This window comes from Streptomyces sp. NPDC048383, from assembly GCF_040651775.1.
Classification (GTDB): Bacteria; Actinomycetota; Actinomycetes; order Streptomycetales; family Streptomycetaceae; genus Streptomyces.
On record NZ_JBEZKS010000070.1, the window covers coordinates 12308 to 32194 of the forward strand.

Below are 19887 nucleotides of genomic sequence, written 5' to 3' on the forward strand. Positions count from 1 at the left end.
GCAGCGGAACGGCCCGGCACGCCACACGGCGTGCCGGGCCGTTCCGTCGTACGGGGTGCGTACGGCGTCGTACGGGGTGCCTACCGCGTGCCGCGCAGGCGGCGCCACGGGGTGAAGGCGAAGACGGCGCCGCCGAGCAGGATCACCGTGCCGGCGACCAGGGCGAGGGCCTGGATGCCGCCCTCGTCCTCCGCGCCGGTCTCGGCGAGCCCGCCCGAGGCGGCGGACGAACCGCCGGTGGTGGCTCCGGTGGTGCCGGCCGTGGTGGAGCCGCTGCCGCCGGGCTGGGCGGAGGTGTCCAGCTCCAGCGAGACGCCGCTGCTGGTCGCCTTGCAGGGCACGTTGATCGGGGTGGATCCCGGGGCCATCGTGACGTCGATCGTCAGCTGGTCGGGGCTCAGCGTCACCTTGCCCGACTTGCCGGGCTTGTAGGTGCCGGTCATGTCGCTGAGGCTGACCGGGGCCTTGTCGGGGATGGGCTCGGCGTTGGCCGGGCCGGAGACCTTGACCGTGCCGGAGTCGGCGCCGCCCAGCTTGACGTTCATCGAGGGCTTGAGCGCGCCGGCCGGCAGCGCCATGGGGGCGGCCATCGCGCCCTTGGCGGTCTTGACCGTCAGCTCGTAGTCGCCGCCGTTCTTCTTGGCGTTGATCGTCACCGGCGTCTTGATGCCGCCGGGGACGACCGGACCGCAGTCGAAGGCGACCTCGACGGGCTTGCCCGGGAAGTCGGTCTGACCCCCGCCGCCGCCGGTGGTCGCTCCGCCGGTGGTGGCTCCGCCGGTCGTTGCCCCGCCGGTGGTGGCTCCGCCGGTGGTGGCTCCGCCCGTCGTTGCCCCGCCCGTCGTTGCCCCGCCGGTCGTCGTGCCGCCGGTCGTCGTGCCGCCCGTGGAGCCCGCGGAGACGTCGATGGTGGCGCCTCCCGAGACGGTGCCCACCGGGGCGCACTTGGTGACGAAGGTGCCGAAGGGGAAGGAGACGGCGACCTCGTACCGGCCCGGCGTCAGCGTGACCTTGCCCGCCTTGGTCAGTTTCAGCTTGCCCTTCATCGTCGACATGACCATGGGGGCCTTCTTCGGGATCTCCGGGTTCTTCTTCTCCCCGACGACCTTCAGTTCGCCCCCTCCCCCGCCGACCGTGAACCAGCCGGTGGGCACCACGGAGTCCTTCGGGATCACCATGAGGTCCGTGTTGTTGGAGGCGGGTTTGACGGTCTCCCACGAGACGTCGACCTCATCGCCCACCTTGGCCGTGGCCGGGGCCGTGATCTTGACGGTGCTCTCGCCCTCCACCGGGTCGCCGCCGCCCGCGGGCGGTACGCACTTGACCTTGTAGATGGCATCGGCGGCCTGGGCGGGGGAAGCCGCCATGGCGATGCCCGCGCCGCCGAGCAGCAGCGCGACCAGGGCCGCGCTCGCCCTCCGTTGGGTGTTCACGAATGTCCCTTCGTTGTCGGACTTTGATCGGACGGTGCGGATGTCTGCGGTTGTTCCGCCGGCGCGTCCCGTGCCGGCGCCTGTTCCTCGGGGGTGAACCACGGCAGGACCGCCGTGGGGGTCTGGGGGGCGGCCGGCGCGGAGCCCCGCGCGGCGGGGATCCTCGGCAGCCGGGCGGTCACCGCGGTGGCGGCGTCCAGGGCCTTCGCGCCGCGGTGGCGGCCACCGGCGGCCGGGGCGTCGCGCGGTCGGAGCCGGTCGACGACGGCCATCCCGGCCCGGAACAGCGCGGTCGGCACCACCACCAGGAGCAGGCCCCAGAACAGCAGCACCCCGTACGGTCGGTCCACGCCCCACGGCTGGGCGGCGACCACCGTGTCCCCGTACTTCAGGGAGACGGTGTAGTCGCCGTGGGCCCCGGCGGGCAGGGCCACGTCCAGGCCGATCTCGGCCTTGCCACCGGGCACGATGGTGCCCTTCCACCGGGCTTCCTCCCAGGTCGGGGCGAACACCCCGTGGGCGGTGCCGAGTTGGAAGACGGGGTCCTTGACGGGGGCCGAGCCCAGGTTCCCGACGGTGACGGTGAACCGGCGCGCGGGCGGGGCGCCGAACCAGGTCAGCACCCCGTCGTCGCCCTGGAGCCGGACTCCGGTGAGCATCGCGAGCCGGGCCGTCCCGGACTCGGCGGGCAGCGGGGCGCTCTCGTGGTCGGTGATCCGCACCGGGAGGGCGACGGTGGACTGGTCCCCGTTGACGGAGGCCACGTTGACCACGCAGGGGCAGGGCTTGGGCGGTGCGACGACCTGGAGCCGGGCGGTGAAGCCCCCGTCGGCGGCGACCGCGACGGCGGCCCCGTCGGCGTTGGCGCAGCTGTTGGTGCCGCCGATCATGTTCTGGCCGCAGACCAGCAGCATCACCATCGTCCTGGCCCGCCAGCCGGTGCCGGTGACGGTGATCTCGGTGCCCTTGGCGGCCTCCTGGAGGGAGAGCGCCGCGGCGGCCTTGCCCTCGTCGGCGACGGCGGGCGCCGCGACGGGCAGCAGCGCCAGCGCGAACGCCGCCAGGGCCGCGACGAGGAGGGGCAGGGCCTTCGCGCCCGGGGTGCGGCTCACCTGGATGCTCCCGTCAGCTCGTGGTGCGGTGCCCGGTCCCGGGCGGCGGCGGGTTCCGGCGGTGGCCGGTCGTGCGGGGCGCCCCGGGTGCGGCGTACGAGGAGCAGCGCGGCCGCGGCGGTCCCGCCGAGCAGGAGCAGGCCGCCGCCGGTGAGGGTGGCGATGCCCCACGGCACGAACCACGCGGTGGTGCTCGCGGTGGCCGGGGCGGCGCCGGGCGCGGTGACGGTGACGGTGAGGTCGACCCGGTCCAGGACCGGCGCGCCGGGCCAGGGTTCGGTCAGCTCGACCCGCTGACCGGGCAGCAGTTCCACCGGCAGGGCGCGCGCGGCGCGGCCGGGGACCTCGCCGAAGCGGCCGGTGGCGCGGATCGCCATCTCGGGGGCGAGGGCGACGTTGCCGCGGTTGACCAGGGTGTACGCGACGACGGCGGAGGCGCCCTTGCCGCGCACGGCGACGTCCTCGACGGTGAGGGCCGCCAGCTGCGGGCCGCTGACCCGCAGGTGGACCCGTACGCCCACTTCGCGCCCGTCCTCGGCGGCGACGACGGCGGCCGGGTGGTCGCCGGGGGCCGAGGCGGGCGGCACGGTGACGGTGAACGGGACGACGGCGCGGGTGCGGGGCGGGATCCGCACGGTGGCGGAGCCGCCGAAGCTGATCCAGGAGCCCGCTCCGACGGACTCCCGGGCGGGTCGTACGGCGAAGGCGCCGTCGGCCGTGTTGTGGGCGTCGGCACCGCGCAGGGTGACGACGCGCTCCCGGTCCGAGGTGTTCGCCAGCGTGAGGCGGTCCTCCAGTACGGCTCCGGGGGCGCCCGCGAGGTAGAAGTACGGGCGCGCGGCGCCGGGCCGGCCGGCCGCCGGTTCGGCGGTCCACCCGGGCCCGTCGGCGGCGGCCGCGGCCGGGACGCCGCACAACAGCGCGACGGCGGCGGCGAGCAGCACGACGCCGAGCCGCGCGAGGACGCCGGACGGTCGCAGGACGCCGAGCCCCGCGAGGACGCCGGACCCCGCGAGGGCGCCTGGCCGTCGCAGAAACCCGCGCCGCGCGAGGACGCCGAGCCGCGCGAGGGCGCCGGACCGCCCGGCGGTGTCGAGTCGCCGGAGGGTGCCGGGCCGTGGGGGGACGGGAAGCACGGGCATGGCCGGGGCTGCTCCGTTCAGGGCCGGGTCCGCTGGGCCTGCCGGCCGCGTCGGGTCAGCCAGAGCACGCCGACCGCGCCCGAGAGCACGACGGTCGCGCCGAGGGTGCCGAGCGCGAGGGCGGACTCGGCGGGCCCGGTCTGCGGGAGGGTGCTCGGGGCGGAGCTCTGGCCGGTGCCGGGTTGCGGGGCGGGGTCCTTGGCGCCGCCGGCGGCCGTGACCTCCAGTTCGAGGGACGGCTTGGGGCTGTTGCCGGGGGTGCAGGTGGTGGTGGTCCCCATGGCCTTGATGGTGAGGACCCCGGCGGTGAAGGTGACCTTGCCGCTCTTCTTCGGGGTGTAGGTGCCCGAGAGGTCGGTGATCTTGATGGGGGTGTTGGCGGGCACCGCCTCGGAGTTGGGCGCGCCGGAGACCGGCACCGAGACCTTCTCCGCCCCGTCGGCCAGGATGACCGCGCTGGGGCTCATGGCGCCCTTGCCCAGCTCGATGGGGCTGGAGGAGACGCCCCGTTGGAAGGACATCGTCAGCTTGTAGCCGTCGCCCTCCTTGACGGCCTTGATGTCGATCGGCGAGACCGCCGACTTGTCCCCGATCGGGGTCTGGCAGTTGTACTCGACGTCGATCACGGCGGCGTGGGCGGCGGGGGCGGTGAGCAGGACCGCCGATGCGGCCGCCGCGGCGGCCAGCGCGAGCGCGGTGGAACGTTTCCGGTCGGACACCTTCGTCTTCCCCTCGGCCACAAGTTACTGACGACACATCAGATTGGTGGCTCAAGGTACGCCCGGGGCCTTACGGAGGGAAGACACAGGACGGCCCGGATCGACGCCCTTTCGGCCGTACGGTTTCCGGCCGTCCGGGGCGCGGGAAAGGCCTGGTCAGAGGGGTGCGCCGGGCCCGCCGGCGGGCCGTGAGGGCCCGGCCGGGAGGCGCTGCCGGGCCGATCCGGACATGGCGACGGCCCGGCCGGTGGCCGGGGACGGCCCGGCGGGGGCCCGTCCGCGGCCCCGTCCGGGCCGTCGCGTACGGCGCTTCGGCGCGCGCCTCAGGCCGCGCGGACCCCGCGCTGCCACACCGCGGAGACGAGCGGGACGCCCGGGCGGTAGGCGAGGTGGACATGGCTGGGGGCCTCCAGGAGGGCCAGGTCGGCGCGGGCGCCGGGGGTGATCCTGCCGAGGTCGCCGCGACGCAGCGCGCGGGCGCCGCCGGCGGTGGCGGACCACAGGGCCTCGTCGGGGGTCATGCCCATGTCCCGTACGGCGAGGGCGATGCAGAACGGCATGGAGCTGGTGTAGGAGGAGCCGGGGTTGCAGTCCGTGGACAGGGCCACGGTGGCGCCCGCGTCCAGCAGGCGCCGGGCGTCGGGCCACTGCGCCCGGGTGGAGAACTCGGCGCCGGGCAGCAGGGTCGCCACCGTCGTCGCGGCCGCCTGGGCCAGGGCGTCGACGTCCGCGTCGGTGAGGTGGGTGCAGTGGTCGGCGGAGGCCGCTTCGAGCTCCACGGCGAGCTGGACGCCGGGCCCGTGGGAGAGCTGGTTGGCGTGGATGCGCGGGATCAGCCCGGCGGCGGCGCCCGCGGTGAGGATGGCGCGGGCCTGGTCGCCGTCGAAGGCGCCCTTCTCGCAGAAGACGTCCACCCAGCGGGCGTACGGGGCGCAGGCCGCGAGCATCTCGCCGGTGACGAGGTCGACGTACGCCGCCGGGTCGTCGGCGTAGTCGGGGGAGACGATGTGCGCGCCGAGGTAAGTGACCTCCTCGGTGTGCGCGGCGGCGATGCGCAGGGCACGGGCCTCGTCGGCGACGGTGAGCCCGTAGCCGGACTTGGTCTCGAAGGTGGTGGTGCCCTGGCGGCGGGCCTCGTGGAGGTGGCGCAGCAGGTTGGCTTCGAGTGCGGCGTCGTCGGCGGCGCGGGTGGCGGCGACGGTCGTGCGGATGCCGCCGGCGGAGTACGCGCGGCCGGACATGCGGGCGTTGAACTCGGCGGTGCGGTCGCCGGCGAAGACGAGGTGGGAGTGGGAGTCCACGAAGCCGGGGATGACGGCCCGGCCGGTCGCGTCGAACGCGGTGTCCGCGGCCGGGGCGTCGGTGGCCGCGCCGACCCAGGCGATCGTGTCGTCCTCGATGACGACGGCCGCGTCCTCGATCAGGCCGAGGGGGGATCCGTCGCCCACGGAGGGGTCGTTGGTGACGAGGCTGCCGATGTTGGTGATGACGGTGGTGGTCATGCGTTCCTCTCGGGGAGTTCCTTTCCCCGCCCCGCCCCTTAGCCGTTCCCCGGGCGGAGCCCCCGTGGCGCCGGGAGGGGGCGCGGGCGTGCCCGGACAGGGGCCGGGGCCGGGGCCGGGAAAGCGAGTCAGGCGCGCAGCGCCGCGATCGACTCGGACAGGGCGGACGGGACGTCCGGGACGAGGGTGTGGGCGCCGTCGCGGACGATGTGGCGGCCGGCGACCACGGTGTGCCGAACGTCCGACGCCGTCGCCGCGAACACCGCCGTCTCGGCGCCCAGCCGGGGCAGCGCCCCGGCCGTCCGTACGGAGTCCAGGGCGATGGTGGTGAAGTCGGCGAGCGCCCCGATCTCCAGGCGGCCCGCGTCGTGCAGGCCGAGGGAGGCGTGGCCGTCGGCGGTGGCCGCGGTCAGCAGGGCGTTGGCCGTCCAGTGGCCGCGGGTGCGGCTGCGCAGGCGCTCGTTGAGCTCCATCGCGCGGGCCTCCTCCAGCAGGTCGATCACCGCGTGGCTGTCGCTGCCGAGGGACAGCGGGCTGCCCGCCCGCTGGAGGCGGGTGGCCGGCCCGATGCCGTCCGCGAGGTCGCGTTCGGTGGTGGGGCACATGCAGGTGCCGGTGGTGGTGGCGCCGAGCAGGGCGATGTCGGCGTCGGTGAGGTGCGTGTTGTGGACGCCGGTGGTGCGGGGGCCCAGGACGCCGTGGTCGGCGAGGAGTTGGGTCGGGGTGCGGTCGTGGGCGGCCCGGCAGGCGTCGTTCTCCGCGGTCTGCTCGGAGAGGTGGACGTGCAGGGGCGCCTGCCGCTCCTCGGCCCAGCGGGCGACGGTGGCCAGCTGGTCGGCGGGGACCGCGCGCACCGAGTGGATCGCGGCGCCGACGCGGGCGTGCCCGCCGCCCTTGAGGGCGGAGACCCGCTCGGCCCAGGCGTCGGCGGTGCCGTCGGAGAACCGTGCCTGGTGGGCGTTGGGGGCCTGGCCGAAGCCGGCCGCCAGGTAGGCGGTGTCGAGGAGGGTGATGCGGATGCCCGCCGCGTCCGCCGCCGCGATGAGCGCCTCGCCCATCGCGTTGGGGTCGGCGTAGGGGGTACCGCCGGGGGCGTGGTGGACGTAGTGGAACTCGCCGACGTGGGTGATGCCGGCGAGGGCCATCTCCGCGTAGGTGGCGCGGGCGAGCGCGTAGTAGCTGTCCGGGGTGAGGTTCTGGGCGACCTTGTACATGACGTCACGCCAGGTCCAGAAGGTGCCGGAGCCGACCTGGACGGTGGAGCGCAGGGCCCGGTGGAAGGCGTGGGAGTGCGCGTTGGCCAGCCCCGGGACGGTCAGCCCGCGCAGTACCGCGGCCCCGGGGGGCGGGGCGTCGGCGCCGGTGAGCAGGCCGGTGATCCGGCCGTCGGCGGCGACGGCGAGGGTGACGCCCGGCTCGACGTGGGTGCCGAGCCAGGCGTGTTCGAGCCAGTACGTCGTGGGCGCGGTCACCTGCACGCCAGTCCTTCCAGTACGTCGGCGAGGGCCAGGACGCCGGCTTCGCAGTCGTCCTCGGCGGCGAACTCCTTCGGCGAGTGGGAGACGCCGGTGGGGTTGCGTACGAACAGCATGGCGGTCGGGACGGTGGCGGAGAGGATTCCGGCGTCGTGTCCCGCGCCGGTGCCCAGGACCGGGACCGCTCCGCCGAGGATCCGGTTCATCTCGTCACGCAAGGCGTGCTCGAACTCGACGACCGGCGTGAAGGACTCGCGGACGACGGCGAGGTCGATGCCGTCCCGGTCGGCGCGTTCGCGGGCGGCCTTCTCGATGGCGGTGACGACCGTGTCGAGGGTGGCCTGGTCGGCGGCCCGGGAGTCGAGCCAGCCGCGGACCAGGGAGGGGATGGCGTTGACCCCGTTGGGTTCGACGGAGATCTTCCCGAAGGTGGCGACGGCGCCCGCGAGGGTCGCCTCCTGGCGGGCGGCCAGGACGGTCGCCGCGTACGTGAGCATCGGGTCGCGGCGGTCCACCAGGCGGGTGGTCCCCGCGTGGTTGGCCTCGCCGTGGAAGTCGTACCGCCAGCGGCCGTGGGGCCAGATCGCGGAGGCGATGCCCACGCGGTCGCCGGACAGGTCCAGGGCGCGGCCCTGTTCGACGTGGAGTTCGACGAAGGCGCCGATCCGGGCGAGGCGTTCGGGGTCGGCGCCGATCGTCTCCGGGTCGTAGCCGGCCTGTTCCATGGCCTGGGGCAGGCCGATGCCGTCCGCGTCGCGCAGTTCGTACGCCTTCTCCTTGGTCAGCTGTCCGGCGGCGAGCCGGGAGCCGACGCAGGCGAGTCCGAAGCGGGCGCCCTCCTCGTCACCGAAGTTGGTGATGGCCAGCGGCCGGGTGGGGCGCACGCCGCGGGCGCGGAGCTCGTCGAGGGCGGCGAAGGAGGACACGACGCCGAGCGGGCCGTCGAAGGCCCCGCCGTCGGGGACGGAGTCCAGGTGGGAGCCGGTGACGACGGCGTCGCCCGCGAGGGGGTCGCCGAGCCAGGCCCACTGGTTGCCGTTGCGGTCGGTCTCGTACGTCAGGCCGCGCGCCTGGGCCTGCTCCTGGAACCAGGTGCGGCAGTCGGCGTCGGCGCCGGTCCAGGCGTAGCGGCGGTAGCCGCCGGAGTCCGGGTGGCGGCCGATGGGGGCGAGGTCGGCCCACATGCTGTGGAAACCGGCCCCCCCGGCCCCCGGGGCCTCGCCCCGGGGGCCGGGGAAGGAACCGTGGCTCACGCGGAGTCACCCTCCCGCATCGGGACGCGGACGTCGCGCTCGTCGGCGACGGCCTCGGCGAGGTCGTAGCCGGCGTCGACGTGCCGGATGACGCCCATGCCGGGGTCGTTGGTCAGCACGCGGCGGATCTTCTCGCCGGCGAGCGGGGTGCCGTCGGCGACGGTGACCTGACCGGCGTGGATGGAGCGGCCCATGCCGACGCCGCCGCCGTGGTGGATGGAGACCCAGGAGGCGCCGGAGGCGACGTTGACCATGGCGTTGAGCAGCGGCCAGTCGGCAATGGCGTCGGAGCCGTCGAGCATGGCCTCGGTCTCGCGGTACGGGGAGGCGACCGAACCGCAGTCGAGGTGGTCGCGGCCGATGACGAGCGGCGCGGCGAGGGTGCCGTCGGCGACCATCTCGTTGAAGCGCTCACCGGCCTTGTCGCGTTCGCCGTAGCCGAGCCAGCAGATGCGCGCGGGCAGGCCCTGGAAGTGGACCCGCTCGCCCGCCATCTTGATCCAGCGGTGCAGGGACTCGTTCTCGGGGAACAGCTCCAGCATCGCCTTGTCGGTCTTGTGGATGTCCGAGGCCTCGCCGGACAGCGCGGCCCAGCGGAAGGGGCCCTTGCCCTCGCAGAACAGCGGGCGGATGTAGGCGGGGACGAAGCCGGGGAAGGCGAACGCGCGGTCGTAGCCGGCCAGCTGGGCCTCGCCGCGGATGGAGTTGCCGTAGTCGAAGACCTCGGCGCCCGCGTCCATGAAGCCGACCATGGCCTCTACGTGCCGGGCCATGGACTCGCGGGCGCGGGTGGTGAAGCCCGCCGGGTCCTTGGCGGCGAGGTCGGCCATGTCGTCGAAGGCGACGCCGACGGGCAGGTAGGCGAGCGGGTCGTGGGCGCTCGTCTGGTCGGTGACGATGTCGATCGGCGCGCCCTCGGCGAGCATCTGCGGGAGCAGCTCGGCGGCGTTGCCGAGGAGGCCGATGGACAGCGGCTTGCGGGCATCGCGGGCCTCGACGGCCAGCTGGAGGGCGTGGCGCAGGTTGTCGGCCTTGACGTCGAGGTAGCGGTGCTCGATGCGGCGGTCGATGGCGCGCGGGTCGACGTCGACGCAGATCGCGACGCCGTCGTTCATGGTGACGGCGAGCGGCTGGGCGCCGCCCATGCCGCCGAGGCCGGCGGTGAGGGTGATCGTGCCGGCGAGGGTGCCGCCGACCCCTCCCTTACCGATCGCGTGCAGCTTCGCGGCGACGGCGGCGAAGGTCTCGTAGGTGCCCTGGAGGATGCCCTGGGTACCGATGTAGATCCACGAACCGGCGGTCATCTGCCCGTACATGGTCAGGCCGAGGTGCTCCAGGCGGCGGAACTCCTCCCAGTTGGCCCAGTCGCCGACCAGGTTGGAGTTGGCGAGCAGGACGCGCGGCGCCCACTCGTGCGTCTGCATGACGCCGACCGGGCGGCCGGACTGCACGAGCATCGTCTCGTCCTGCTTGAGGGTGCGCAGGGTGCGGACCATCGCGTCGTACGAGCGCCAGTCGCGGGCCGCCTTGCCGGTGCCGCCGTAGACGACCAGCTTGTCCGGGTGTTCGGCGACCTCGGCGTCGAGGTTGTTCTGCAGCATCCGCAGGGCGGCCTCCTGCTGCCATCCCAGGGTGCTGAGCTCGGTGCCTCGCGCGGCCCGTACGGGGCGGGGTCCTGACATGGCGGGTGCCTCCTCCGGTGTTGGTCAATCCATTCACATCCTCGCGGCATGAATAGATCCAGTCAACAGCTGCGGGTCGGGCCGGCGGGTGGTGGGATGACGGACATGGCCACCGAGACGCGCATCCCGCCCTTCGCGCCGGACCCCGCCGCCCGCCGTGACCTGGCCGTACGGGCCGCCGTCGCGCAGGGCCTGATCGGCGGCGGCCCGCACGAACGGGTCGCGCCGCCGCTGGTGTGCCTGCTCGACGCCGACGGGATCCGGGCCTCCGCCGCCGCGCTGACCGGCGCGTTCGCGGCCGCCTCGGCTCCCGGTACGCCCGTCCTGCACACCTTCGCGGTGAAGGCGACCCCGCTCGTCCCGGTGCTGCGGCTGCTCGCCGCCGAGGGGATCGGCTGCGAGGTGGCCGGGCCGGGCGAGCTGGCCCTGGCCCGGGCGGCGGGGCTCCCGGCGGACCGCGTCGTCCTGGACTCCCCCGCCAAGACGCTTGCCGAACTGCGCGAGGCGCTGGCCCTCGGGGTCACGGTGAACGCCGACAACCGGCAGGAGCTGGCCCGGCTCGACGCCCTCGTGGCGGCGGCCCCGACGCGTTCCGCGCTCGGCGTCCGGATCAACCCGCAGACCGGCGCGGGCGCCATCGAGGCCCTGTCCACAGCCACCGCCCGCTCCAAGTTCGGGGTGCCGCTGCGCGACCCGGGAGCGCGCGCGTGGCTCGTACGGGCCTTCCTGGACCGGCCCTGGCTCACCCGGCTGCACGTCCACTCGGGCTCGCAGGGCGTGCCGCCGGCGCGGATCGCGCGGGGCGTACGGGACCTGCACGCGCTCGCCGAGGAGATCAACGCGGCGGCCGGGCGCCGGCAGGTCGACACCCTCGACATCGGCGGCGGCCTGCCGGTGAACTTCGCCTCGGACGAGCCGACCCCGACGTACGGGCAGTACGTGGCGGCGCTGCGCGGGGCCGTCCCCGCCCTCTTCGACGGCTCGTACGGGCTGGTGACGGAGTTCGGCCGGTCCCTGCTCGCGAAGCACGGGCTGGTGCTGGCCCGCGTCGAGTACACGAAGACGGCGGGCGGCCGCCCCGTCGCGCTGACCCACGCGGGCGTCCAGCTGGCCACCCGGACCGTGTACGCGCCGGAGGTCTGGCCGCTGCGGATCCTGCCGTACGACGCCGAGGGCGCCCCGAAGTCGGGCCCGCTCCTCGCCCAGGACGTCGCGGGCCCGGCCTGCTTCGCGGGGGACCTGCTGGCCACCGCCCGGGAGCTGCCGGAGCTGGCGCCGGGCGACCTGATCGCCGTACCGGACACGGGGGCGTACTTCTTCACCGCCCCCTACGGGTACAACAGCCTGCCCCGGCCGGCCGTCCACGGGTTCACGATCGCGGGGGCGGGCGCGGTGCGCTTCACCCCGCTGCGCGCCGCGCAGTCCCTCGCGGACATCGTCGCGGAGGCGGGCGGCGCCCTGCGCGACGCCCTGCTGTAGGGCCCGGCGCGGCGGGGGCCGCGCGCCGGTCGGCCGGCGCAGCTGCCGGCCCGGGCGCCCGCCTGCCCGGCCCGCCACCGTCGCCGCAGGTCAGGGCGCCCGGGGCGACTCCGCCCGCGCCACGACCGCCTACGCCCCGGTCGTCTCCGTCCCGGTCGTCTCCGCCCCGCCCGCCTGCCCCAACGTCGCCGCCAGAGCCGGGGCCAGGCCCGCGACGAGCTCGTCCGGGGTCAGGGCCACCACCGGGGGCAGCCGCAGCAGGTAGCGGCTCACGGCCAGTCCGAGCAGCTGGGCGGCGACCAGCCCCGCAGCGCGGGCGGCCCGCTCGACGCCCAGGCTCGCGGCGAGCGCCGGGGCGACCTGCACCGCGAACACCTCCCGCATCCGGGCCGCCGCCTGCTCGTTCGTCACCGCCGAGCGCAGCAGCACGAGCAGCGCGTCATCGGCCGGGTCCCCCTCCCAGCGCGTGACGAAGTGCCGCACCACGACCGCCGGCAGCTCCGCCGGCGGGACGGCGGCCAGGTCCGGCAGGCGCAGGTCGACGGTGAGGGCCGCGTCGAAGAGCCCCTCCTTGCTGCCGAAGTAACGCATCACCATCGACGGGTCGATGTCGGCGTCCGCCGCGACCGCGCGGATGGTCGTGCGCTCGTACCCCTGGGCGGCGAACCTCTCGCGCGCCGCGCGCAGGATCGCCCTCCGGGTCTGTTCGGATCTGCGTACCGTCATGCCAACAACCGTAGGCCAACAAGCGTTGACATGCCAGACGTTTCGGCGCACGCTGATGCCAACAACCGTTGGCCAACAACCGTTGACCCCTTGAAGGAGGCCGGCCGCCATGACCAGCACCCCCGCGCTCCCGCTCCCCGACCGCACCGAGGTCGCCATCGTCGGCGCCGGACCCACCGGCCTCGCCCTGGCCGTGACCCTGGCGCGGGCCGGAATCGACTTCGTGCTCCTGGACCGGCAGGCCGAGGGCGCCAACACCTCCCGCGCCGCCGTCGTGCACGCCCGCACCCTGGAGGTCCTCGACGAACTCGACCCGACGGGCGCCCTGACCCGCGACCTGATCGACCGCGGCATCCCCGTCACCCGCTTCCGGCTCCGCGACGGCGCGCGCCCCCTGGCCGCCATCGACTTCGACGAACTGCCCACCGCCCACCCGTACGCGCTGATGGTCCCCCAGTACGAGACCGAGGCCGTCCTGCTCGCCGCGCTGCGCGCCCTCGGCGGCGAGGTCCACCGCCCGCACGAGGTCACCGGCGTCGTTCAGGACGCGGACGGCGTCACCCTGACCACCTCCGGCGGCGCGACCCTGCGCGCCGCCCACGCCGTCGGCGCGGACGGCATGCACAGCACGGTCCGCGAGAGCGCCGGCATCGGCTTCACCGGCAAGACGTACGGGGAGTCCTTCGTCCTCGCCGACGTCGTCGGGGACTGGACCCCGGGCTCCCGCGAGGTCGCCCTCGCCTTCGGCGGGGACGGTCTCGTCGTGATCGCCCCGCTCCCCGGGGGCACCTCCCGCACCGGGGGCCGACGCGGCGGTCACTACCGGATCGTGGCGACCGTCGCCGACGCCCCGGCCGAACCGGACCTGGCCTTCGTGCGGCGGCTGATGGACGAGCGGACCCCCGGCCAGGCCGTGGTCCGCGAACTCGTCTGGTCGTCCCGGTTCCGGGTCCACCACCGGGTCGCCGACCGCTACCGCGCCGGCCGGCTGTTGCTCGCCGGGGACGCCGCCCACGTCCACAGCCCGGCCGGCGGCCAGGGCATGAACACCGGCATCCAGGACGGCTGGGCCCTCGGTCGGGCCCTGGCCACCGGCGCCGTCGACGGCTACGAGGCCCGCAGGCGGCCCGTCGCCCTGCGCGTGGTGTCCCTCACCGACCGGATGACCCGCGTGGCCACCACCCGCAACCCGCTGCTGCGCACCCTGCGCAACACCGCGCTGCCCGTGCTGGCCCGCGTCCCGGCCCTGCGCCGCCGACTCGCGACGGAGCTGGCGGAGCTGAACTACCGCTGACCGCCGGCGGCGCCGCCGTGCGGGCTACTCGACGAAGAGTCCGCGGGCGGCGGCCCGGGCGTCGAAGGCCTCCAGCCGGGCCTGGGCGTCGGGCAGCGCGTCGGCCATGGCCTCCAGCAGCACCCGGCCCAGCAGCATCGGCGCGCAGGCGGTGTCGAAGGCGAGCCCGGTGCCGACGGGCGCCGGGATCAGCAGGTCGGAGTGCCGGGCGACGGGTGCGAACGCCGAATCCGCGACGGTCACGACGGTCAGCCCGGCACCCCGCGCGTGGTCCAGGGCCTCGACGACCTCCCGGGGGTGGCGGGGCAGCGCGAAGCAGAGCAGGGCCGTGGCGCCGGCGGTGGCGGCCGCGTCGATGCGGTCGGCGAGCATCGAGCCGGCCTCGTCCAGGAGCCGTACGTCGGGGTGCACCTTGGCGGCGAAGTACGCGAACCCGCGCGCCTGCGAGGACGCCGCCCGCAGCCCCAGCACCGGCAGCGGCGCGGACGCGGCGAGCAGCCGGCCGGCCTCCTCGACGGGCGTCGGGTCGGCGAGCATCGCGGCGAGCCGGCGCAGGTTCTCGATCTCGCCCTGAACGGCCTGCTGGTACTCGTTGTACGCGTCCTCCCGCGGCTGCGGCTCCCGCCCGGCGGGCGCCACCTCCCGCAGGTGGCGGCGCAGCGCCGGGTAGCCGTCGAAGCCGAGCGCCACCGCGAACCGGGTCACGGACGGCTGGCTCACCCCGGCCAGTTCGGCGAGTTCCACGCTGGACAGGAACGGCACGTCGGCCGCCCCGCGCACCATGCAGTGGGCGATCCGCCGTTGGGTCGGCGTCAGCCGGTGCCCCTCGAACAGCTTCTGCAGCCGTGCGGCCGGGCCGTCGCTCATCGCCGTCCCCTCCGTTCCGTCCCGTCATCGGCGAGATATTCAGTCACGGTGCACTCTGCATGTGGTTATGCAGCTCGGCAAGCCGCGCCCGCGATCCGGACCCGTGGATACGGGGGCTAGCCCCAGTGCCGGCGCGCGTTCCGGTTCCTACGGTGGGGGCATGACAGCCCATTCCCCCCAGGTCGAAGACCTGAAGAAGGAACTCGGCGCCACCCTCGACGCCCGGCGGGAGCTGGGGCCGGAGTACGAGGCGGCGCTGGTGGAATCGTTCGTGGAGAAGGTCGACACCCAGGTGCGGCGCCGACTCGCGGAGGAACGCCTGCTCGCGGCGCGCGGCGGCTCCCCCGACCCGGCCGTGACGGCCGTCGGCAACTTCGGGGAACGCTTCGGCTTCGCCGTGATCACCCTGGTGCTGGCCGTCCCGTTGTCGGCGATCGCCGCGACCCAGGCCCACCTGAGCGGGCTGCTCGTCTGCTGGGCGGGGATCCTGGGCGTGAACTTCATCCACGCGTCCAAGAGGGGTCTCGGGAGCCGCGGCAGGGACCGCACCGACTGACGGACGGGCCCGGGTCCGTCCGCCGGGCTGCCCGAGGGGTGCCCCGCGGACCCGCTCCGGCGGGTCCGCGGGGAAGCTTGCGCGGGGACCGCCGCACCCCCGGTCTCCCGGGGGGCGGGACGACGGCGGTCCCCGCGTGGGACACGGGCCGGGTCAGGGCCGTCCGCGTCCTGTGGCGTCCGCGTGGTCCGGGAGCCGCTCCGGAGGCGCACGGACGCCGTTCGTGACGCCGGCGGGGCCTTCCGGTTCCCCGGTCCTCCCTGCCGACACCCCCAACTGTGCCGAACGCGTGTTAAGCCGGTGCTGCCGTGACGTGTCGGGCCCGTACCGTTTGCGCGACCGGCCGGAAACGTACGGCCCCCGGCGCGAACGGCCCGGTCCCCGCCCCGACGGATCGGCCCCGACGGTTCGGCCCCCGGCCGGAAGCGCTCCGGCCGGGGGCCGCCCCCGCTACTTGGCGCCCTTGGCCAGGAACGCGAGCAGGTCCTGGCGGCTGACGACGCCGGTGGGCTTGCCCTCGACGAGCACGATCGCCGCGTCGGCCTCGCCCAGCACCGCCATCAGCTCGGAGACGGGCTCACCGGAGCCGACCTGCGGCAGCGGCGCGCTCATGTGCTTCTCCAGCGGGTCGCTGAGGGAGGCGCGCTGCGCGAAGAGCGCCGCGAGGAGCTCCTTCTCGACGACGGAGCCGATGACCTCGGCGGCCATGACGTCGGGGTGACCCGCGCCCGGCTTGACGATCGGCATCTGGGAGACGCCGTACTCGCGCAGCACCTCGATGGCCTGGCCGACGGTCTCCTCGGGGTGCATGTGCACCAGGGACGGGATGCCGCCCTCCTTGTCCGCGAGGACGTCGCCGATGCGCGCCGAGGGGCCCGCTTCCTCCAGGAAGCCGTGACCGGCCATCCACTCGTCGCTGAAGATCTTGCTGAGGTAGCCGCGGCCGCTGTCGGGCAGCAGGACCACGACGACGTCGTCCGGACCGAGGCCCTCGGCGGCGCGCAGCGCGGCGACGACGGCCATGCCGCAGGAGCCGCCGACGAGCAGGCCCTCCTCCTTGGCGAGCCGGCGGGTCATCTGGAAGGAGTCCTTGTCGGACACCGCGATGATCTCGTCCGTCACGTTGCGGTCGTAGGCGCTGGGCCAGAAGTCCTCACCGACGCCCTCGACCAGGTACGGACGGCCGCTGCCGCCGGAGTAGACCGAACCCTCGGGGTCGGCGCCGATGACCTTGACCGTGCCGCCGGACACCTCCTTCAGGTAGCCGCCGGTACCGGAGATGGTGCCGCCGGTGCCGACGCCCGCGACGAAGTGGGTGATCTTCCCGTCCGTCTGCTCCCACAGCTCGGGACCGGTGGTCTCGTAGTGCGAACGGGGGTTGTTCGGGTTGCTGTACTGGTCGGGCTTCCAGGCGCCGGGCTCGCGCGCGAGGCGGTCGGACACGTTGTAGTACGAGTCCGGGTGCTCGGGGTCGACGGCGGTCGGGCAGACCACGACCTCGGCGCCGTACGCGCGCATGACGTTGATCTTGTCCGTGGACACCTTGTCAGGGCAGACGAAGATGCACTTGTAGCCCTTCTGCTGGGCCACGATGGCGAGTCCTACACCGGTGTTGCCACTGGTGGGCTCCACGATGGTGCCACCGGGCTTGAGGGCACCGCTCTGCTCGGCGGCCTCGATCATCCGGACGGCGATCCGGTCCTTCACGGACCCACCGGGGTTGAAGTACTCGACCTTCGCAAGGACGGTGGCCTGCAGGCCTTCGGTCACACGGTTGAGCTTCACCAGCGGGGTGTTGCCGACGAGGCTGATCATCGAGTCGTGGAATTGCACCATGTTCTCCAAGGAGGGGACTCCACGGGTTCTCCGGGAGGTCCGGCCAGAGTAAGCGGAAAGGGATTGGCCGACCCGCACTACGGGGCAGGTAGGTCATCGGGACCAGAGCGCGGATGGAGGTGGCTCGAAGGGTGTCCAGGGCGAGGACGGCCCGCCGGATCGCGGCGGGCGCGGCGTACGGCGGCGGCGGGCTGGGGCTCGTCGGGGCCGCCGCGGTGGGTCTGGTGCTGGCCGAGGTCCAGTTCGCGAAGCGAACGGTGGGCACCGGCCTGCCGGACCCGCCGCGGGCCGACGGGCTGTACGGGAGCGAGTTCGGCGGCCCCGAGCTGAGCCCGGGGCCGCTGCGGCTCGGCATGCTGGGCGAATCCACGGCGGCCGGGCTCGGGGTGCGCCGGGCCCGCCAGACACCGGGGGCGCTGCTCGCGTCGGGGTTGGCCGCGGTGGCCGAACGGCCGGTGGAGCTGCGCAACGTCGCGCTGTCCGGGGCGATGTCCGACGACCTCGACCGGCAGGTGGGCCTGCTGCTCGACGGGGACGCGCCGCCGCCGGACGTGTGCGTGATCATGATCGGCGCCAATGACGTGACGCGGCGGATGCCGCCGACCCAATCCGTCCGGCTGCTGACCTCGGCGGTGCGGCGGCTGCGGCTGGCCGGCTCCGAGGTCGTGGTGGGCACCTGCCCGGACCTCGGCACCATCGAGCCGGTCTACCAGCCGCTGCGCTGGATGGCCCGCCGGGTCTCACGGCAACTGGCGGCGGCCCAGACGATCGGCGTGCTGGCCCTGGGGGCCCGGACGGTCTCGATGGGCGACCTGCTGGGGCCGGAGTTCGCGGCGAACCCCCGGGAGATGTTCGGGCCGGACTCCTACCACCCGTCGGCGGAGGGATACGCGACGGCCGCCATGGCCGTGCTGCCCACCATGTGCGCGGCGCTGGGCCTGTGGCCCGAGTCGGACCGGCTGGACGTCTCGCGGGACGAGGACATGCTGCCCGTCGCCAAGGCGGCGTCCGCGGCGGCGGGTGAGGCCGGCACCGAGGTCACCGGCGCACGGGGCCCCTGGGCCCTGCTCAAGCACCGCCGCAGGCGGCGGGTCGCCGGCGAGGAACCCGCCCCGGGGCCGGCCCCGACCCCCAAGGCCCCCACGGCCCCGGTCGCGGAACCCCGGTAGGCGGGGCCGGGGGGGGCCGGCGGCCGGGGAGTCGGTGGCGGCATCCTTGGTCCTGTCACCCCGCGGAGCGACCCGCATCACACGCCGAGGCCCGTGACCTCGACCGTACGGGGCGGTAACTTCGCATGCGGTCCCGCAACGACGCACCCCTTGGAGTCCCGATGCCCGAAGCCGTCATCGTTTCCACCGCCCGTTCCCCCATCGGGCGCGCAGGCAAGGGGTCGCTCAAGGACGTCCGCCCGGACGACCTGACCGCGCAGATCATCCAGGCCGCGCTCGCCAAGGTGCCCGGGCTGGACCCGCGCGAGATCGACGACCTGATGCTGGGCTGCGGCCTCCCGGGCGGCGAGCAGGGCCACAACCTGGGCCGCATCGTGGCCGTGCAGATGGGCATGGACCACCTGCCGGGTCTCACCGTCACCCGTTACTGTTCCTCGTCCCTGCAGACCTCCCGGATGGCCCTGCACGCCATCAAGGCGGGCGAGGGCGACGTCTTCATCTCGGTGGGCGTCGAGACCGTCTCCCGGTTCGCGAACGGCTCCTCGGACGGCATGCCCGGCACCCACAACCCGTTCTTCGCCGACGCGGAGGCCCGTACGGCCGAGGTCGCGCAGAGCACGGGCGCCTCCTGGCGCGACCCGCGCGAGGACGGCCTGGTCCCGGACGCGTACATCTCGATGGGCCAGACCGCCGAGAACCTGGCCCGCCTGAAGGGCGTGACCCGCCAGGACATGGACGAGTTCGGCGTCCGCTCGCAGAACCTGGCCGAGGAAGCCATCAAGAACGGCTTCTGGGCCCGCGAGATCACCCCGGTCACCACCCCCGACGGCACGGTCGTCTCCCTGGACGACGGCCCGCGCGCCGGTGTCACCATGGAGGGCGTGCAGGGCCTGAAGCCGGTGTTCCGCCCCGACGGCCTGATCACCGCCGCCAACTGCTGCCCGCTGAACGACGGCGCCGCCGCGCTGGTCATCATGAGCGACACCAAGGCCCGGGACCTGGGCCTGACCCCGCTGGCCCGGATCGTCTCCACCGGCGTCACCGGCCTCTCCCCCGAGATCATGGGCCTGGGCCCGGTCGAGGCGTCCAAGCAGGCCCTGAAGCGGGCCGGCCTGACCGTCGACGACATCGACCTGTTCGAGATCAACGAGGCCTTCGCGGCCCAGGTCATCCCGTCCTACCGGGACCTGGAGATCCCGCTGGAGAAGCTGAACGTCAACGGCGGGGCCATCGCCGTCGGTCACCCGTTCGGGATGACCGGCGCACGCATCACCGGAACCCTGATCAACAGCCTCCAGTTCCACGACAAGCAGTTCGGCCTGGAGACGATGTGCGTGGGCGGCGGCCAGGGCATGGCGATGGTCATCGAGCGGCTGAGCTGAGGCGTAGCGGAGGGTGGGGGCCGCCCCGAGGAACGAGGGACGGCACCCGCCCGCAGCGCAGCCGAAGCGGAACGCGACCAAAAAAGCGAGCGGCTGAGCTGAGGCGTAGCGGAGGGTGGGGGCCGCCCCGAGGAACGAGGGACGGCACCCGCCCGCAGCGCAGGCGAAGCGGAACGCGACCAAAAAAGCGAGCGGCTGAGCTGAGGCGTAGCGGAGGGTGGGGGCCGCCCCGAGGAACGAGGGACGGCACCCGCCCGCAG

Annotated in this window: 16 protein-coding genes; 5 read left to right on the forward strand and 11 right to left on the reverse strand. The window is 74.6% G+C overall.

The genetic code is table 11. The annotated features are described in order from the left end of the window. Positions 1 to 80: 80 nt before the first annotated feature. From AB0D46_RS33730 to hutU, 8 genes are all read right to left on the reverse strand, one after another. Entirely contained in the window at positions 81 to 1367 is a 1287-nt protein-coding gene (locus AB0D46_RS33730; protein ID WP_362883237.1) for a hypothetical protein, read from the reverse strand. A gap of 62 nt (positions 1368 to 1429) precedes the next feature. Continuing rightward, positions 1430 to 2545, reverse strand: coding sequence for a neocarzinostatin apoprotein domain-containing protein (locus AB0D46_RS33735; RefSeq protein WP_362883208.1), 1116 nt, complete (start codon positions 2543 to 2545; stop codon positions 1430 to 1432). After that, positions 2542 to 3687 carry a hypothetical protein gene (locus AB0D46_RS33740; RefSeq protein ID WP_362883210.1) on the reverse strand — a complete coding sequence of 382 codons (1146 nt, stop codon included), beginning with the start codon at positions 3685 to 3687 and terminating at the stop codon, positions 2542 to 2544. Before AB0D46_RS33740 ends, AB0D46_RS33735 begins: the two co-directional genes overlap by 4 nt. Before the next feature lie 17 nt (positions 3688 to 3704). Beyond that, positions 3705 to 4406 carry an LPXTG cell wall anchor domain-containing protein gene (locus AB0D46_RS33745; protein WP_362883212.1) on the reverse strand — a complete coding sequence of 234 codons (702 nt, stop codon included), beginning with the start codon at positions 4404 to 4406 and terminating at the stop codon, positions 3705 to 3707. 323 nt (positions 4407 to 4729) lie between these two features. Next, positions 4730 to 5908, reverse strand: a complete 1179-nt coding sequence (gene hutI / locus AB0D46_RS33750) for an imidazolonepropionase (RefSeq protein WP_362883213.1) — start codon at positions 5906 to 5908, stop codon at positions 4730 to 4732. A 128-nt stretch (positions 5909 to 6036) separates the two neighbouring features. Continuing rightward, positions 6037 to 7380, reverse strand: coding sequence for a formimidoylglutamate deiminase (locus AB0D46_RS33755; protein WP_362883215.1), 1344 nt, complete (start codon positions 7378 to 7380; stop codon positions 6037 to 6039). Then, positions 7377 to 8567 carry an allantoate amidohydrolase gene (locus AB0D46_RS33760; RefSeq protein ID WP_362883239.1) on the reverse strand — a complete coding sequence of 397 codons (1191 nt, stop codon included), beginning with the start codon at positions 8565 to 8567 and terminating at the stop codon, positions 7377 to 7379. The genes AB0D46_RS33755 and AB0D46_RS33760 overlap by 4 nt, the downstream gene beginning before the upstream one ends. 65 nt (positions 8568 to 8632) lie before the next feature. Further along, positions 8633 to 10318 (reverse strand): urocanate hydratase, encoded by a 1686-nt coding sequence (hutU, locus tag AB0D46_RS33765; RefSeq protein ID WP_362883217.1) that lies wholly within the window; start codon positions 10316 to 10318, stop codon positions 8633 to 8635. 105 nt (positions 10319 to 10423) lie between these two features. Here hutU and AB0D46_RS33770 point away from each other — a divergent pair, with 105 nt between their 5' ends. Then, positions 10424 to 11797 carry a diaminopimelate decarboxylase gene (locus tag AB0D46_RS33770; RefSeq protein WP_362883241.1) on the forward strand — a complete coding sequence of 458 codons (1374 nt, stop codon included), beginning with the start codon at positions 10424 to 10426 and terminating at the stop codon, positions 11795 to 11797. A 129-nt stretch (positions 11798 to 11926) separates the two neighbouring features. On the opposite strand, the gene AB0D46_RS33775 is transcribed toward AB0D46_RS33770, so the two are convergent. After that, entirely contained in the window at positions 11927 to 12523 is a 597-nt protein-coding gene (locus tag AB0D46_RS33775) for a TetR family transcriptional regulator (RefSeq protein WP_362883219.1), read from the reverse strand. Between the two features lie 109 nt (positions 12524 to 12632). Here AB0D46_RS33775 and AB0D46_RS33780 point away from each other — a divergent pair, with 109 nt between their 5' ends. Beyond that, positions 12633 to 13817 carry an FAD-dependent oxidoreductase gene (locus AB0D46_RS33780; RefSeq protein ID WP_362883221.1) on the forward strand — a complete coding sequence of 395 codons (1185 nt, stop codon included), beginning with the start codon at positions 12633 to 12635 and terminating at the stop codon, positions 13815 to 13817. A gap of 24 nt (positions 13818 to 13841) precedes the next feature. Here AB0D46_RS33780 and AB0D46_RS33785 read toward each other — a convergent pair whose 3' ends face one another. After that, the gene (locus tag AB0D46_RS33785) at positions 13842 to 14684 is read right to left on the reverse strand and encodes a MurR/RpiR family transcriptional regulator (RefSeq protein ID WP_362883223.1); all 843 of its coding nucleotides are present in this window, start codon (positions 14682 to 14684) and stop codon (positions 13842 to 13844) included. 160 nt (positions 14685 to 14844) lie between these two features. Here AB0D46_RS33785 and AB0D46_RS33790 point away from each other — a divergent pair, with 160 nt between their 5' ends. Further along, complete coding sequence (locus tag AB0D46_RS33790; RefSeq protein ID WP_362883225.1) at positions 14845 to 15240, forward strand: hypothetical protein; 396 nt, start codon at positions 14845 to 14847, stop codon at positions 15238 to 15240. A 450-nt stretch (positions 15241 to 15690) separates the two neighbouring features. On the opposite strand, the gene AB0D46_RS33795 is transcribed toward AB0D46_RS33790, so the two are convergent. Beyond that, a complete protein-coding gene (locus AB0D46_RS33795) occupies positions 15691 to 17073 on the reverse strand; it encodes a cystathionine beta-synthase (protein WP_362883243.1) in 1383 nt (460 codons plus the stop codon). Between the two features lie 116 nt (positions 17074 to 17189). Between AB0D46_RS33795 and AB0D46_RS33800 the strand changes: the two genes are divergently transcribed. Further along, a complete protein-coding gene (locus tag AB0D46_RS33800; protein WP_362883227.1) occupies positions 17190 to 18245 on the forward strand; it encodes an SGNH/GDSL hydrolase family protein in 1056 nt (351 codons plus the stop codon). Positions 18246 to 18406: 161 nt separating this feature from the next. Then, positions 18407 to 19627 carry an acetyl-CoA C-acetyltransferase gene (locus AB0D46_RS33805; RefSeq protein WP_362883229.1) on the forward strand — a complete coding sequence of 407 codons (1221 nt, stop codon included), beginning with the start codon at positions 18407 to 18409 and terminating at the stop codon, positions 19625 to 19627. The last annotated feature ends 260 nt before the right edge of the window (positions 19628 to 19887 follow it).